Genomic DNA, 15,712 nt, shown 5'->3' with positions numbered 1-15,712 from the left:
CCATGATCAACGTAGACCTGCAACAACTCATCCAGGCGCTGGACGCCGAAACCCGTCGCGATCTGGAGCGTTCGGCCGAGCGCTGCGTTGCCCGTGGCGGCAGCAAGATTCTGGTCGAAGACTTGCTGCTGGGCCTGCTGGAGCGCCCGAACGGTCTGCTCTCCCGCGCACTGCAGGATGCCGACGTTGATGCCGGCGAACTGAGCGCCGCCCTGCAATCGCGGGTCGAGCACAGCGCTTCGCGCAACCCGGTGTTCGCTCCTGAGCTGGTGCAGTGGCTGCAAGACGCGCTACTGGTGGCCAACCTTGAACTGGGCCAGACCTCGGTCGAAGACGCAGCCCTGATCCTCGCGCTGCTGCGCAACCCGATGCGCTACGCCGGCAGCCGCTACCAGCCGTTGCTCGCCAAACTGAACATCGATCGCCTCAAAGAATTTGCCCTCTCGCAACAGCCTCAGGCAGCGGCCAACGGCAAACCGGCCGCCCAGGGCGAATCGCTGCTGGAGCGCTTCACTCACAACCTGACCCAACAGGCCCGCGACGGCAAACTCGACCCGGTGCTGTGCCGCGATGGCGCGATCCGCCAGATGGTCGACATCCTCGCCCGTCGCCGCAAGAACAACCCGATCGTGGTCGGTGAAGCCGGTGTCGGTAAAACCGCCATCGTCGAAGGCCTGGCCTCGCGCATCGCCGCCGGTGAAGTGCCGCAGGTCTTGAAAGGCGTTGAACTGCTGTCGCTGGACATGGGTTTGCTGCAGGCCGGCGCCAGCGTCAAAGGTGAATTCGAGCGTCGTCTCAAAGGCGTGATCGACGAGGTCAAAGCCTCGCCGAAGCCGATCATCCTGTTCATCGACGAAGCCCACACCCTGATCGGCGCAGGCGGCAACGCTGGCGGTTCCGACGCGGCCAACCTGCTGAAACCGGCACTGGCGCGCGGTGAACTGCGCACCATCGCCGCGACCACCTGGGCCGAGTACAAGAAATACTTCGAGAAAGACCCGGCGCTGGCCCGTCGCTTCCAGCCGGTTCAACTGCACGAACCGACCGTGAGCGAAGCGGTGACCATCCTGCGTGGCCTGGCTCAGGTCTACGAAAAGAGCCACGGCATCTACCTGCGCGATGACGCGGTGGTTTCGGCAGCCGAGCTGTCTGCCCGTTACCTGGCCGGTCGGCAACTGCCGGATAAAGCTGTCGATGTGCTCGACACCGCCTGCGCCCGTGTTCGCATCAGCCTCGCCGCCGCCCCGGAAAGCCTGGAGCGCCTGCGTGGCGAACTGGCTGAAGGTGGCCGTCAGCGTCAGGCCCTGCGCCGCGATGCCGAAGCCGGTCTGCTGATCGACCACGAAGCGCTGGATGCACTGGAAGCGCGTCTGGACGAAGCCGAAGCGGAAATGGTCGCACTGGAAACCCTGTGGACCGAGCAGAAACAACTGGCCGAGCGCCTGCTGGAACTGCGTCAGCAACTGGCCAAGGCTCGTGAAGCTGCGGCAGTCGAGCCGACAGTGACTGTTGAAGAAGACGCCGAAGGCACCGTGATCGAAACTCACGCTGCCGAAGTCGACGAAGCCCTCAGCGTCGAAGCACTGGAAGCCCAACTCAACGAAACCCACAGCGCCCTGACCGCCGCTCAGGTCAAGGAGCGTCTGGTCAGCTTCGAAGTCTGCCCGCGTCTGGTGGCCGAAGTGATCAGTGCCTGGACCGGCGTGCCACTGGCGCAACTGGCCCGCGAGCACAACGCCAAGGTCGCGAGCTTCGCCACCGACCTGCGCACCCGCATCCGTGGTCAGGAACAGGCCGTGCACGCACTGGATCGCTCGATGCGCGCCACCGCTGCTGGCCTGAACAAGCCTGACGCACCGGTCGGCGTGTTCCTGTTGGTCGGCCCGAGCGGCGTCGGCAAGACCGAAACCGCCCTGGCACTCGCCGACCTGCTGTACGGCGGCGACCGTTTCATCACCACCATCAACATGTCCGAGTTCCAGGAGAAGCACACCGTTTCCCGCCTGATCGGTGCACCGCCAGGCTACGTCGGTTACGGCGAGGGCGGCATGCTCACCGAAGCCGTACGCCAGAAGCCGTACTCGGTGGTGCTGCTCGATGAAGTCGAAAAGGCTGATCCGGACGTGCTCAACCTGTTCTATCAAATCTTCGACAAAGGCGTGGCCAACGACGGCGAAGGGCGCGAGATCGACTTCCGCAATACGTTGATCCTGATGACCTCGAACCTGGGCAGCGACAAGATCAGCGATCTCTGCGAAGACGGCGCGCGCCCGACCGCCGAAGTGCTGGAAGAAACCATTCGCCCGGTGCTCAGCAAACACTTCAAACCGGCGCTGCTGGCGCGGATGAAAGTGGTGCCGTACTACCCGGTCGGCGGCCCGGTGCTCCGCGAGCTGATCGAGATCAAACTCGGCCGTCTGGGCGAGCGCCTGAACCGTCGCCAGCTGGATTTCAGCTGGTGCCAGAACCTCGTCGATCACCTGTCCGAGCGTTGCACCCAGAGCGAAAGCGGTGCGCGCCTGATCGACCACTTGCTCGACCAGCACGTGCTGCCGCTGGTGGCCGACCGCTTGCTCGACGCCATGGCCACCGGTGAAAGCCTCAAGCGCGTGCATGCGACGCTCGACGGTGAAGCCAGCGTGACCTGCGAGTTCGCCTGAGGTGAGTGTGATGTTCACTCAAGTGCCGCAGCCACTGCTCTATGCCGAAGCCTTGCTGGCGCAGTTCGCCAGCCTGTCGCGGGCGGCGGACGGTGCTGCGCTGCTGGGTGACTTCGTGCGCGGTCTGGCCGGGCTGAGCGGTTGTGAACTGACCCAGCTGTACTTGCTGGACGCCACGCACACGTCGCTGGGGATGAATGCCGAATGCCTCGACGGCGTGTTGCAGCCGCGTAGCGCGGCGAGCCTGCCGGCGGACTACAACGGCGAGCAACTGTTGCAGTTCGCCCTGTGCCAGAACCGCGTGGTGTGCTTCGACGATTTGGGCGGCAGCCTGCACGAAACCAGTTTTCTGCCGGTGTCGTCCACGCCGTGGCAGTCGCTGTTGTGCGTACCGCTGGTCAACCAGCAGAAGGCTGTCGAAGGCCTGCTGCTGTGCGCCAGCCGTCGGCATGTCGACCTGCAAGGCTTCGCCGATTCCCTCGGTCAGCTCGGCTCGTTCGTGCTTGGTCAGCTGCATCTGCTGCAACGTCTGCGCCAGCCAGTGGATGCGGCCGCGCCGGTCGTGCGCAGTCTGCCGAGCGCCAGCGGCTACGGCCTTATCGGCAAGAGCGCGGCGATGCGCCAGACCTATTCGCTGATCAGCAAAGTCCTGCACAGCCCTTACACCGTGCTGTTGCGTGGCGAGACCGGAACCGGCAAGGAAGTGGTTGCGCGGGCGATCCACGACTGCGGCCCGCGCCGGTCCCAGGCGTTCATCGTGCAGAACTGTGCGGCGTTCCCGGAAAACCTGCTGGAAAGCGAGCTGTTCGGCTACCGCAAAGGTGCGTTCACCGGCGCCGATCGCGACCGCGCCGGGCTGTTCGACGCGGCCAACGGCGGCACTCTGTTGCTCGATGAAATCGGCGACATGCCGCTGTCGCTGCAAGCCAAGTTGCTGCGCGTGTTGCAGGAAGGCGAGATCCGCCCGCTGGGTTCCAACGACACCCACAAGATCGACGTGCGCATCATCGCTGCGACGCACCGCGATCTGTCGGTGCTGGTCAGCGAAGGCAAATTCCGCGAGGACCTGTACTACCGCCTCGCGCAATTCCCGATCGAATTGCCGGCCCTGCGTCAGCGCGAAGGCGACATCCTCGACCTGGCCAAACACTTCGCCGACAAGGCCTGCAGCTTTCTGCAACGTGATCCGGTGCGCTGGTCGGACGCGGCGCTGGAACACCTGTCCGGTTACACCTTTCCCGGCAACGTGCGCGAACTCAAAGGCCTGGTCGAGCGGGCGGTGCTGTTGTGCGAGGGCGGCGAGTTGCTGGCCGAGCATTTCTCGTTGCGCCTGGAATCGGCGCCGGCGACGGAAGACCACTGCGGCCTCAATCTGCGCGAACGACTGGAAGCGGTCGAGCGCAATCTGCTGCTCGATTGCCTGCGCAAGAACGACGGCAATCAGACGCTCGCCGCCCGGGAACTGGGCCTGCCGCGCCGCACGCTGCTGTACCGGCTCGGTCGCTTGAACATCAATCTGGGTGATTTCGATGGGTAGGCGAAAGTCCGTCGGATTCACCTCGAAAACCTATTTCAGCGCCGCCCGCGAGGGTCGGCGCTTTGTGCTTTGTCTACACCTGGAGACCCTCTGATGTCTGTTCGTCACTGGCACGCTGTCCTGCTGACCCTCGTCGTTCTATGCGGCCTCGGCGGTTGCAGCGGCAATTACAAATTCAACGATAACGATTACCGCCCGTTGGGTGATCCGCAGGCGGTCAATCGCGGCAAGTGACCGCAAGGAGCATCAAACATGGAATTGGTTTTCGAAATGCTGAACACCAAGCAGTTCGTGCCCACCGAGCTGTGCCAGCGGACCTTCAAACAGGCCGGTGGCGTGATCGGGCGGGGCGAGGACTGCGACTGGATCATCCCTGACCGCAAGCGTCACTTGTCCAACCACCACGCGATCGTGAGTTATCGCGAGGGCACGTTTTTCCTGACCGACACCAGCAGCAACGGTGTTCAGGATGGCGACAGCGGCGCGCGTCTGCACAAGGGCGAACCGGTGCGCATCGAGCATGGCAGCACCTACGTGCTGGGCGACTTCGAGATTCGCGCACGACTGGTGCGCGACCCGGCGACCTTCGACGGTGAAGTCGGCCTGCCACGCGCCGCCGGCAGCATCATTCCGGACGACGCGTTCCTCGATCTCGATCCGCTGAAGTCGCTGGAACAGCAAGAGCGCGTGTACTCGGAATTCGAGGAAATGCTGGCACCGGTGACCGACCCTGAAGACTCCCGTCAGCGCGCCGACTACGCGCGCATCGACATGGAAAGCCTGATGGTGCCGGAGCTGATCGTCGAGCCCACGCCGGAACCTGCGCCGGCACCGAAAGCGGTCGAGCGTCAGAGCGAAACCTTCTGGGATAAATTCGGCGCGGCCCTCGGCGTGAACGTGAAGAACCTCAGCCACGACGAGCGTGAAGCCCTCGCGCTGAACGCCGCACGTTTGCTGCGTCAGAGCGTCGGCGGTCTGCAACAGAGCCTGCGCACCCGTTCCGAGCTGAAGAACGAACTGCGTCTGGCCCAGACCACCGTGCAAGGCACCAACAAGAATCCGCTGAAATTCGCCGTCGACCCGAGCGAAGCGCTGGACATCCTGTTGCAGCCGAACAAGCCGGGCCACTTGCCGGCCGAGCAGGCGATCTCCCGCGCGTTCCGCGACTTGCAGGCGCATCAGGTGGCGCTGCTGACCGCCAGCCGTGCGGCGGTGCGCGGCACTCTGGAGCACTTCTCGCCAGAGCAGTTGACCCTGCGTTTCGAGCGTGACAACAAGCCGTTGCTCGCCACCGCTGGCGGGCGCTGGAGAGCGTTCAACCGTTACCACCATGCGCTGCGTCAGGACGACGACTGGAGCGAGCGCCTGCTGGCCCGCGACTTCGCCCAGGCCTACGAAGAACAGATCCGCCTGATCTCCACCCTCCACACCGACCACCAAGGATGATGCGCATGTCTCGCCGCTCGACCGCTTTTTTCAAGACGCTGACCGCGCTCACCCTGTTGGTGCTGCTCGCCGGTTGCTCGTCGCTGTCGCCGTATTCGAAAGTGACCAAGATCAACCTGAAGCTGACCGGCAGCGATCAGCTGAACCCGGACCTCAACGGTCGTCCGTCGCCGATCGTGGTGCGCCTGTTCGAACTCAAGCACCCGGTGACCTTCGAGAACGCCGATTTCTTCAGCCTCTACGAGCGCGCCAAGGAATCCCTCAACCCGGATCTGGTGGCCAGCGAAGAACTCGAACTGCGCCCGGGTGAAACCGTGGAACTGAAACTCAGCGTGGAGGAGGGCAGCCGCTTCATCGGCATCCTCGCCGCCTATCGCGACCTGCCGGAAACCAAGTGGCGCCACACGTTCCCGATCACGCCGCTGGAAGTCACCGAAGCTGATCTGACCCTGGATCAGGCCGGTATCCGCAAGACCAACGAAGTGCTCGCCAAGGCGGATGACTGATCATGAATACCCATAAAGTCATCTGGCAGGAAGGCATGCTGCTGCGTCCGCAGCACTTCCAGCACAACGACCGCTACTACGATCACCAGATGAAGACCCGCACCCAGTTGCTGGGTGGTTACACCTGGGGTTTTCTGAATCTGGAGATCGACTTGCAGTTCCTCAACATGGGCAAACTGGTGATCAGTGAAGCCTCGGGGATCCTGCCGGACGGCAGTCTGTTCGAACTCGGTGGCAACACCGAACCGCTGGCGCTGGACATTCCGCCGAACACTGGCAATACGCCGATCTACCTGGCGCTGCCACTGGTCACCGGCAACCACATCGAGGCCCGTCGCCCGGAGCAGTCCGACGTGCTGGCGCGCTACACCGCTTACGAAACCGAAGTGGCCGACTCCAACGCCGGCGACGACTCAGCGAGCCAGGTCAAATGCGGTCGCCCGGACTTCAAACTGTTGCTCGGCGAGCAGCAGAGCGACCAGGCCTACGTGAAGCTGAAGATCTGCGACGTGCTCGACACCACGCCGGACGGTGTGATCAGCCTCGATCCGGACTTCGTGCCGACCTACATTCAGGCTCACGCTTCCAGCTACCTGCTGTCGTGCCTGAAAGAAGTGATCAGCATGCTCGGCCACCGGGGCGACACCATTGCCGAGCGTATTCGCTCCAACGGCAAGGTCGGTGGCGCGGAAATCGGCGACTTCATGATGCTGCAACTGATCAACCGCACCGAACTGCTGCTGCGCCACTACCTGGGCCTGGAGCAGGTTCACCCGGAAGAGTTGTACCGCACGCTGCTGACCATGCTCGGTGATCTGGCGACCTTCTCCAGCGACAGCAAACGCCCGCGTCTGGACAGCCGTTACTCCCACGCCGACCAGGGTGCGAGCTTCCGCAAACTGATGGAGTCGATCCGTCAGGTGCTGTCGATGGTGCTGGAACAGCACGCCATCGAACTGATCCTGCAAGCGCGTCAGTACGGGATCATCGTGTCGCCGCTGCACGACCACAAACTGCTGGGCTCGGCGTCGTTCGTGCTGGCAGCCAGTGCCAACTGCGACTCCGAAGAACTGCGCAACCGCTTGCCTGCGCACCTCAAGGTCGGCCCGGTGGAGCGCATCCGCCAACTGGTCAACCTGCACCTGCCGGGGATCAAGGTCAAACCGTTGCCGGTGGCCCCGCGGCAGATCGCGTTCCACTCCAACAAAACCTATTTCATCCTCGAACTCAGTTCCGAAGACCTGGCACAACTCGAGCGCTCTGGCGGCTTCGCGTTCCACGTGTCCGGCGAATTTGCCGAGCTTGAACTGAAATTCTGGGCCATCAGGAACTGACCGACATGATCAAGGACATGGAACACAACCAGGACGACAAAACCGTCCTGCTCGACCGTCAGGGCCATGGCCCGGCGGCGAGTCCGCTGACCGACTTCGCCGCGCCGCCGCGCTTCGAACAACTGGAAGAACGGATGATCTACGCCGCGCGCCTGCGCCCGGCGGAAGCCTTCAACATCAGCCTCAATTCGCTGGTGGCGGCCTCGTCCGAACTGCTGTCGGAAGTGGTGCGCCTCAAGCACAGCGAAACCCGCGAAGACCTCTACGCGCTCAACGAGCGCCTGACCGCCGGGCTCAAGCTGTTTGAAGTACGCGCTCTGCACAACGGCGCCGAAAGCAGCCAGGTGATGGCCGCCCGTTACGTGCTCTGCACCGTGGTCGACGAAGCCGTCGTGACCACGCCGTGGGGCAACGAAAGCGAGTGGTCGCAGATGAGCCTGCTCAGCAGCTTCCACAACGAAACCTTCGGTGGCGAGAAGTTCTTCCAACTGCTCGATCGGCTGTCGAAAAACCCGGTCAAGCACCTGCCGATGCTGGAGCTGATGTACCTGTGCCTGTCCCTTGGTTTCGAGGGCAAGTACCGCGTGCAGGCGCGCGGCATGCTGGAACTCGAAGGCATCCGCGACGCCCTGTACCGGCAGATCCGTCAGTTGCGCGGCGACGTGCCGCGTGAATTGTCGCCGCAGTGGGAAGGCCTCAACGATCAGCGCCGCAACCTGGTGCGCATCGTGCCGGCGTGGATGGTGGTGCTGTTCACCTTCGTCTGCCTGGTGATGATGTATTCGGGCTTCGCCTGGGTCTTGGGCGAGCAGCGCGACACCGTTCTGCAACCTTATCAGCCGCTTGATCCGGCCGCGGTCCAGCCGCAGTCGCAGCCGTAAACAGGGACGTGTGATGAAAAAGTTTTTCAAGAAAGTCGGTGCCTTCCTGCGCCAGACCTGGGTCTGGACCTTGCTGCTGGTGCTGTTCGTGGCGCTGCTGGTGTGGTTCGTCGGCCCGCTGTTGGCGGTGGATGACTACAAGTTCTGGGAGAGTTCCACCTCGCGCTTGCTGACTATCGCCGTGCTGTTCCTGATCTGGGGCCTGACCATGGTCTTCGTCAGCTGGCGCGCCGGTATCCGCAAGAAAGCCGTCGAAGAAACCGAAGACGGCCAGGACCGTATCCGCCGTGACGAACTGATCGAAGAAGAGCAGAAAGAGTTGAAGGAGCGTTTCAAGGACGCCCTGAAAACCCTGAAGACTTCGAGCCTGTATCGCGGCCGCAGCGAGCGCTGGCGCAGTGACTTGCCGTGGTACTTGCTGATCGGCCCGCAGGCCAGCGGCAAGACCAGCCTGCTGGACTTCTCCGGGCTGGAATTCCCGATCAACAAGATCGACCGCAAGCTGACCCGCGACACCCACGGCACCCGTCACTGCGACTGGTACTTCGCCGATCATGGTGTGCTGATCGACACCGCCGGCCGCTACCTGACCCAACCGGATTCGGAAGTCGACGGCAGCGCCTGGACCACTTTGCTGGAACTGCTGCGCAAGCGTCGTCGCGGTCGTCCGCTGAACGGCGTGCTGGTGACCATCCCGGTGGAAACCCTGACCGGTGGCAGCGAGCAGGACATCGACACCCTGGCCCGCCAGGTGCGCGCGCGTCTGCAAGACGTCTATCAGAAGCTGCACGTCGATGTGCCGGTGTATCTGGTGCTGAGCAAGGCTGACAAGCTGCTGGGCTTCGACGAGTTCTTCGACCAACTGACCCGCGAAGAAAGCGATCAGGTGCTGGGCACCAGTTTCCGCAAGGATCAGGTCGGCACCGACGTGGCTGTGCTGCGCGGCGAGTTCGAAGAGCTGCTGCGTCGCCTCAACAGCCAGGTGATCATGCGCATGCACTCCGAGCGCGACACCCAGCGCCGTGGCCGCATCCTCGACTTCCCGCACCAGATGGGGCAGATCGGCGAGCGCCTGTGCCTGTTCGTCGACATGGCGTTTACCGGTAACCGCTACCAGCGTGCGACGCTGCTGCGTGGTTTCTACCTGACCAGCGCACCGCACCTGACCCACGAAATGGATTCGACCACCGCCGGCATCGGCGCGAGTCTGGGCATGAGCGCCGGCGTGCTGCCGACACTGCGCAGCGGTCGTTCGCGGTTCATCCATCATTTGCTCAGCCGAGTGATTTTCCCCGAGTCCGACCTCGCCGGTCTGGACAAGCGCGAGCGCAGCCGCATCCATTGGGGCCAGCGTGCGTTGTACGTCGGTGCACTGGGCGCGCTGGTGCTGTTCGGCATGCTTTGGGCCGGTGGTTTCTCGGCCAACTGGGAGCGTCTGGAAAACCTGCGCAATCTGGCGCAGAACTGGACCCAGCAACGCACGGCGCTGTCGCCGCGCGATGACGCCATGGGCACGCTGAAAACCCTCGACACCAGCTACGCCGCGACTCAGGTGTTCCCGAAAAAGGGCGACGCTGCGTACCACGAACGCGTCGGTCTGTATCAGGGCCAGGACGTCAATCCGGTGGTCAAGGAAGCTTACGAGCGCGAGCTTGAAAAGCAACTGCTGCCGCGTGTTGCCACCATGCTCGAAGGCCAGATCCGCGCCAACATGAAGGACCGCGAAAAGCTGATCAACAGCCTGCGCGCGTACCTGATGCTGAACATGAAGGATCGTCGTGACGCGGCCTGGCTCAAGGATTGGGTCGCTACCGACTGGTCGCAGCGCTACACCGGCAACACCGCCGTGCAGAACGGTTTGAACGCGCACCTTGAGCGTCTGCTGAAGCTGCCGTTTATCTATCCGCTCAACGAGCAACTGGTGACTCAGGCGCGTCAGGTTCTGCGCAGTGAATCGCTGGCAAACGTGGTTTACCGCATGCTCCGCGAGCAGGCGCGCAACCTGCCGGACTATCGGTTCAGCCAACACCTCGGGCCGCAGGGCTCGCTGTTCATTGGCACCGAATACGTGATCCCGGGCTTCTACACCCAGACCGGTTATCAGCAGTATTTCTCGGTACAAGGCGCGTCGCTGGTGACCGACATCCTGCGTGACAACTGGGTGCTGGGAGAAGGCGCGGGCATCAGCGACATGGATCTGCGTCGCCTGATGGTCGAGCTCGAGCAGCTGTACTTCCGCGACTACGCCAACTACTGGAGCGAGGCCGTTGGCCAGGTGGCACTGCCACCGATCAGCGATGCCGGTGAAGGCGCCGAGCAACTGGCGGGCCTGACCTCGGCCAACTCGCCGGTGCTGGCGCTGCTGACCGAAGTGCGTGAGAACACTCGTTTCCCGGCTGCTCCTGAACCGGTGGACGAAGCCGGTGACGCCGCCGATGCGCTGGCGGGGCAGAAGGGCAAACTGGGCAAGGTCGGCAAACTCGCTTCCGCTGTCGCCGACAAGGCTTCGGCGATGAACGTAGCGAAGAATCTGCCGGACACCGCCAAGAAGTCCCTGCAACGTCGCTTCGAGCCGCTGCATAAACTGCTCGACGACAACAACGGCCCGGCCGCTGACCTGACCCCGGCCTTCACCGCGCTCAACGACCTGCAACTGCAACTGGCCGGCCTCGCCCGTTCCAGCACGCCGGAGCAGGCCGCGTTCGAACTGGCCAAGACCCGCATGAGCGGCCAGCGCGATGCGCTGACCAACCTGCGCAATGCGTCGGGTCGTCTGCCGCGTCCGCTGAGCGTGTGGTTCAACGTGCTGGCTGAAGACTCGTGGCGCCTGGTGCTCAACGATGCCTACCAATACCTGAACGGCCGTTATCAGAACGAGCTGTACAGCGTGTATGGCAAAACCATCAGCAAGCGCTATCCGTTCAGCGCGTCGAGCACCAGCGACGTGGCGATCAGCGATTTCCGCGAGTTCTTCCGGGCTCAAGGCACCATCGACCGCTTCTTCGACAGCTACATGCGTCCGTTCGTCAGCGGTGATCCGGGCAACTACCGGATGCGCAGCATCGACGGTCGCAGCCTGCCGGTGTCCAAGGTCTTCCTCGACCAAATGGCGGCTGCACTGAACATTCGCCAGAGCTTCTTCTCGATCAACCCGGCCGAACCGACCGTGCAGTTCAAGCTGGAGCCGTACACCCTCGATCCGGCGGTCAGCCGTTCCGAGTTCAAGTTCGGCGACAAGACCATGGAATACCGCCACGGTCCGATCCTGCCAATGAACTTCAAGTGGCCGACCGATGCTGAAGACGGTCGCACCAGTCTGGTCATGGACAAGATGGCCGGCCGCCCGATCGGCATCGAGAAGAACTCCGGCCCGTGGTCGCTGTTCCGTCTGTTCGACCTGATGCAGACCGAGTACCTGACCGGTCGTGACGTGCTGGTGCTGAAAGCCGACGTAGGTGGCCTGCGCGCCAACTACCTGCTGACCAGCCAGCGCACTCCGAACCCGTTCGACATGGGCGTGATGCGCACCTTCCGTATGCCGGTGCAGCTCTGATGCTGGTGGCCAGTCCCTGGCGCAGCGCGGCGCGAACCGATCCGGGCAAGGTACGGTCGCGCAACGAAGATGCCTTCCTCGACACCCCGCAGCATGGGCTGTGGGTGGTCGCGGACGGCATGGGCGGTCATCAGGGTGGCGACATCGCCAGCCAGTTGATCGTCGCCAGCCTGGCTGAACTGCCGCAACACGAGGACTTCGACGAACGCCTCAAAGCCATCCGCCAGTGCCTGCACTGGCTGAACCGGCGCCTGGGGCAGGAGTTGACCGTCACCGCCGGGCGTCACGACAGCATCATGGGCAGCACCGTCGTGGCGTTGCTGGTAGACGGCAATCGCGCGGCCTGCATCTGGGCCGGCGACAGCCGTTGCTACCTGTGGCGCGGGCAGCGGTTGTATCAGCTGTCGAAGGACCATTCGCTGCAGCAGCAACTGATCGACGAGCAACAGATGAGCGTCGAACAGGCTGCGGCGCATCCGGCCGCCCAGGCTTTGACCCGGGCGGTGGGCGCGGCGGAACAACTGACGCTGGATGTGCTGGAACTCGAGGTGTATCCGGGCGATGTGTTCCTGCTGTGCAGCGATGGTTTGTATCAAGGCCTGAGCAGCAATGCCCTCGGCAATGCGCTCAGCCTGGCGGCGCCACATGTGGCGCTGGAACGTCTGTTCGACGGTGCCCTGCGGGGTGCCGCTCGCGACAATCTGACTGCCGTGGTGATCCGCCAATGACTGAAATCGAATCCTCAGTCGACGACTTGCTGATGAGCGAAGAGCAGGCCAACAACCTGACCTATTTCGCTTTTGCAAAGCAGCACAACGCCGAACCCGCGCTGGCGCCGACCAAGGCCAGCGTCGGCGAACTGCCGGATGTTCTGGCAGGCCGCTACCACCTCGAGCGTCTGCTCGGGGCCGGTGGCATGGGTGCGGTTTACCGGGCCCGGGATCTGTTGCACGAACAGTTCGGCGATCCCGATCCTTACATTGCGCTGAAAATCCTCAGCGAAGAATTTGCCGAGTCGCCGGACGCCAGTGCCTTGCTCTACAGCGAGTTCGCCCTGACCCGACGCCTGCGCCACGACAACGTGCTGCGACCGCACACGTTCGAAGTCGACACCGATTGCCAGCGGGCCTTCATCACCATGGAACTCATGCGTGGCCTGACCCTGGACAAATTGCTCTGCGAGCGGCCACTGGGCCTGCCGTGGAAAGAACTGCGCGACATCGCGCTGCCGCTGCTCGACGCGCTGGCCTGTGCCCACCGTCGTGGTGTGCTGCACGGAGACATGAAGCCGAGCAACGTGATGCTCAGCGAAGACGGCGTGCGCCTGTTCGACTTCGGTCTCGGGCAGGCCGAGGAGGGCATCCTGCCCGGCCTGCCGCACCTGAGCCGCGAGCGCTTCAATGCCTGGACCCCGGGCTACGCCGCCCCCGAACTGCTTGAGGGCCAACCGTTGTCGGCCAGCGCGGACGTGTACGGCGTAGCCTGTGTGATCTATGAACTGGCGGGGGGCAAACACCCGTTCCGCCGCTTGCCTTCGACCCAGGCCCGTGACGAACATCTGGATCGCGAACTGCAAGCCCCGGCACATCTGCCGACACACTGCTGGCCGGCGCTGCGCACCGCGCTGGCCTTTGACGCGGCAGAGCGCAACATTTCTGCCGACCAATTGCGTGACGCCTTGGGCGCCACCTCGTCCTGGTTGCAGCGTTTGCGGCTGAGGGCGTAACGGATGACATTCGAACAGGGAGCACACTATGTTCAACCCAGCTAACGAAACGCACTTCAGCCTGACGGTCGAAGACTACGTAGGCGACCTGCAAGTCCTGTCGTTCACCGGCACCGAAGGCATCAGCCAGCCGTTCCGTTTCGACCTGGAACTGGTCAGCGAAAACCCGGATCTGGACCTGGAAAAACTCCTGCACAAGCAGGCGTTCCTCGCCCTCGATCCGCAGGGCTCCGGCATCCACGGCCAGATCTACCGCGTCGCCCAAGGCGATGCCGGCAAGCGCCTGACCCGCTACAAGGTTTCGCTGGTGCCGCAGTTGCAATACCTGCATCACCGCACCAACCAGCGCATCTATCAGCAGATGTCGGCGCCGAAAATCATCGCGCTGATCCTCGACGAGCACGGCATCAAGGGCAACGCCTACAGCTTCCAGCTGAGCCAGCCGTGCCCGGATCGCGACTACTGCGTGCAGTACGACGAAACCGACCTGCACTTCGTCCAGCGCCTGTGCGAAGAAGAAGGCATTCACTACCACTTCCAGCACAGCAAGAAAGGCCACCTGCTGGTGTTCGGCGACGACCAGACCGTGTTCCCCAATCTCGGCCAGCCGACCGCGTATGTGCAGGGCAGCGGCATGGTCGCCGAAGAGCCGGTGATCAAAGGCTTCAAGCTGCGCCTGGAAACCCGCACCAGCCGCACCACCCGCCGCGACTACGACTTTGAAAAGCCGCGTCTGCAAATGGAAGCGGCCTACAAGCCGGACGGCGAGAGCACTGAACCGGATCTGGAAGACTACGACTACCCCGGCCGCTTCATCGACCGCGCGCGCGGCAAGTTCCTCAGCCAGCGCGCCCTCGAACGCCACCGCGCCGACTACCGTCAGGCCGAAGGCCGCAGCGACCAGACCCGACTGGTCAGCGGCCACTTCATGGAAATGTCCGACCACCCGCGCAGCGAGTGGAACGACCTGTGGCTGCTCACCGAAATTTTCCACGAAGGCAAACAGCCGCAAGTCCTCGAAGAGTCGGTGACCAGCGACACCACCGACAACAAGGGCGACTTCCACCAGGGCTACCGCAACCGCTTCCTCGCCACCCCGTGGGACGTGTTCTACCGCCCGGCCCTCGAACACCCGAAACCCCGCGTCCTCGGCAGCCAGACCGCCATGGTCACCGGCCCCAAAGGCGAAGAAATCCACTGCGACCAATACGGCCGCATCAAAGTGCAATTCCACTGGGACCGCGAAGGCCTGGCCGACGACAAAACCAGCTGCTGGCTGCGCGTCTCCAGCTCCTGGGCCGGCGACCGCTACGGCGCCATCTCCATCCCGCGCATCGGCATGGAAGTCCTCGTCACCTTCCTCGAAGGCGACCCCGACCAACCGCTGGTGACCGGCTGCCTGTACCACAAGGAAAACCCGGTGCCGTACGCCTTGCCGGCGAACAAGACCCGCAGCGTCTTCAAAACCCTCAGCTCCCCGGGCGGCGGTGGCTACAACGAACTGCGCATCGAAGACAAAAAAGGCGCCGAACAAATCTTCATCCACGCCCAGCGCGACTGGGATGAAAACGTCGAGCACGATCAGAAGATTCGGGTGGGGAATGAACGCCACGACACTGTGGTGAAGAACACCTACACCGAGCTCAAGGCTGAAGAACATCGCACCACCATCAGCGACCGCAAGATCGAAGCACGGCTGGACGACCACCTGACTATTGGTGAAAGCCAGCATGTGAAGCTCGGGACGGCGCAACTGACCAGCGTCGGCAAAGAGATACACATCAAGGCGGGGGACAAGATCGTCATCGAGGCCGGTTCCGAACTGACGATTCTCGGCGGCGGCAGTTTCATCAAGCTCGATGGCGGCGGAGTGACCGTGGTTGGGCCGGTGGTGAAGATCAACGCCGGCGGCTCGCCGGGAGCGGGCACTGGCATCGGGATCAAACCGCCGGTGCTGCCGGGGGCGGCGGATAAGGATAAGGCGGGGAGTTTGATGGATCAGGCGTTGTTGAATGCGCCGCCTGAGAAGGTTAAGCCGAAGGCTTTTTTTGTGTTTTCTGAGTGATCGA

General features: G+C 63.3%; 11 protein-coding genes. All 11 read left to right on the top strand.

Annotation, left to right across the window (positions count from 1 at the left end; all coding sequences use genetic code 11):
- The first annotated feature begins 2 nt into the window (after nucleotides 1-2).
- The 11 genes from tssH (at nucleotide 3) to QR290_RS00330 (ending at nucleotide 15,708) form a co-directional block, all read left to right on the top strand.
- Nucleotides 3-2,660 (top strand): type VI secretion system ATPase TssH, encoded by a 2,658-nt coding sequence (gene tssH, locus QR290_RS00380; protein WP_115079716.1) that lies wholly within the window; start codon nucleotides 3-5, stop codon nucleotides 2,658-2,660.
- Between the two features lie 10 nt (nucleotides 2,661-2,670).
- Nucleotides 2,671-4,197 carry a sigma-54 interaction domain-containing protein gene (locus QR290_RS00375; RefSeq protein ID WP_115079715.1) on the top strand — a complete coding sequence of 509 codons (1,527 nt, stop codon included), beginning with the start codon at nucleotides 2,671-2,673 and terminating at the stop codon, nucleotides 4,195-4,197.
- 93 nt (nucleotides 4,198-4,290) lie between these two features.
- A complete protein-coding gene (locus QR290_RS00370; RefSeq protein WP_003229566.1) occupies nucleotides 4,291-4,431 on the top strand; it encodes a hypothetical protein in 141 nt (46 codons plus the stop codon).
- Between the two features lie 18 nt (nucleotides 4,432-4,449).
- Complete coding sequence (gene tagH / locus QR290_RS00365) at nucleotides 4,450-5,643, top strand: type VI secretion system-associated FHA domain protein TagH (protein ID WP_115079714.1); 1,194 nt, start codon at nucleotides 4,450-4,452, stop codon at nucleotides 5,641-5,643.
- A gap of 5 nt (nucleotides 5,644-5,648) precedes the next feature.
- Nucleotides 5,649-6,149 (top strand): type VI secretion system lipoprotein TssJ, encoded by a 501-nt coding sequence (tssJ, locus tag QR290_RS00360; RefSeq protein ID WP_011336587.1) that lies wholly within the window; start codon nucleotides 5,649-5,651, stop codon nucleotides 6,147-6,149.
- A gap of 2 nt (nucleotides 6,150-6,151) precedes the next feature.
- Nucleotides 6,152-7,483: a type VI secretion system baseplate subunit TssK gene (gene tssK, locus QR290_RS00355; protein WP_085708838.1), complete on the top strand. Its 1,332-nt coding sequence runs from the start codon at nucleotides 6,152-6,154 to the stop codon at nucleotides 7,481-7,483.
- Between the two features lie 5 nt (nucleotides 7,484-7,488).
- Nucleotides 7,489-8,364, top strand: a complete 876-nt coding sequence (gene icmH / locus QR290_RS00350; protein WP_007954389.1) for a type IVB secretion system protein IcmH/DotU — start codon at nucleotides 7,489-7,491, stop codon at nucleotides 8,362-8,364.
- 13 nt (nucleotides 8,365-8,377) lie between these two features.
- On the top strand, nucleotides 8,378-11,917 hold the full coding sequence (tssM, locus tag QR290_RS00345) for a type VI secretion system membrane subunit TssM (RefSeq protein WP_289204084.1): 3,540 nt from the start codon (nucleotides 8,378-8,380) through the stop codon (nucleotides 11,915-11,917).
- The gene (locus QR290_RS00340) at nucleotides 11,917-12,645 is read left to right on the top strand and encodes a PP2C family protein-serine/threonine phosphatase (RefSeq protein WP_289204083.1); all 729 of its coding nucleotides are present in this window, start codon (nucleotides 11,917-11,919) and stop codon (nucleotides 12,643-12,645) included. Before tssM ends, QR290_RS00340 begins: the two co-directional genes overlap by 1 nt.
- Nucleotides 12,642-13,643, top strand: a complete 1,002-nt coding sequence (locus QR290_RS00335; RefSeq protein ID WP_289204082.1) for a serine/threonine-protein kinase — start codon at nucleotides 12,642-12,644, stop codon at nucleotides 13,641-13,643. Before QR290_RS00340 ends, QR290_RS00335 begins: the two co-directional genes overlap by 4 nt.
- Before the next feature lie 28 nt (nucleotides 13,644-13,671).
- Nucleotides 13,672-15,708 carry a type VI secretion system tip protein VgrG gene (locus tag QR290_RS00330; RefSeq protein ID WP_289204081.1) on the top strand — a complete coding sequence of 679 codons (2,037 nt, stop codon included), beginning with the start codon at nucleotides 13,672-13,674 and terminating at the stop codon, nucleotides 15,706-15,708.
- Nucleotides 15,709-15,712 lie beyond the last annotated feature (4 nt).

Source organism: Pseudomonas fluorescens (genome assembly GCF_030344995.1).
GTDB classification, from domain to species: Bacteria; Pseudomonadota; Gammaproteobacteria; order Pseudomonadales; family Pseudomonadaceae; genus Aquipseudomonas; species Aquipseudomonas fluorescens_BF.
This window is presented reverse-complemented; position numbering and strand designations above follow the sequence as displayed.

What these genes read in the sequence shown, in the direction of transcription:
- tssH (WP_115079716.1), top strand. Translation starts at nt 3, where the DNA reads ATGATCAACGTAGACCTGCAACAACTCATCCAGGCGCTGGACGCCGAA.
- QR290_RS00375 (WP_115079715.1), top strand. Translation starts at nt 2,671, where the DNA reads ATGTTCACTCAAGTGCCGCAGCCACTGCTCTATGCCGAAGCCTTGCTG.
- QR290_RS00370 (WP_003229566.1), top strand. Translation starts at nt 4,291, where the DNA reads ATGTCTGTTCGTCACTGGCACGCTGTCCTGCTGACCCTCGTCGTTCTA.
- tagH (WP_115079714.1), top strand. Translation starts at nt 4,450, where the DNA reads ATGGAATTGGTTTTCGAAATGCTGAACACCAAGCAGTTCGTGCCCACC.
- tssJ (WP_011336587.1), top strand. Translation starts at nt 5,649, where the DNA reads ATGTCTCGCCGCTCGACCGCTTTTTTCAAGACGCTGACCGCGCTCACC.
- tssK (WP_085708838.1), top strand. Translation starts at nt 6,152, where the DNA reads ATGAATACCCATAAAGTCATCTGGCAGGAAGGCATGCTGCTGCGTCCG.
- icmH (WP_007954389.1), top strand. Translation starts at nt 7,489, where the DNA reads ATGATCAAGGACATGGAACACAACCAGGACGACAAAACCGTCCTGCTC.
- tssM (WP_289204084.1), top strand. Translation starts at nt 8,378, where the DNA reads ATGAAAAAGTTTTTCAAGAAAGTCGGTGCCTTCCTGCGCCAGACCTGG.
- QR290_RS00340 (WP_289204083.1), top strand. Translation starts at nt 11,917, where the DNA reads ATGCTGGTGGCCAGTCCCTGGCGCAGCGCGGCGCGAACCGATCCGGGC.
- QR290_RS00335 (WP_289204082.1), top strand. Translation starts at nt 12,642, where the DNA reads ATGACTGAAATCGAATCCTCAGTCGACGACTTGCTGATGAGCGAAGAG.
- QR290_RS00330 (WP_289204081.1), top strand. Translation starts at nt 13,672, where the DNA reads ATGTTCAACCCAGCTAACGAAACGCACTTCAGCCTGACGGTCGAAGAC.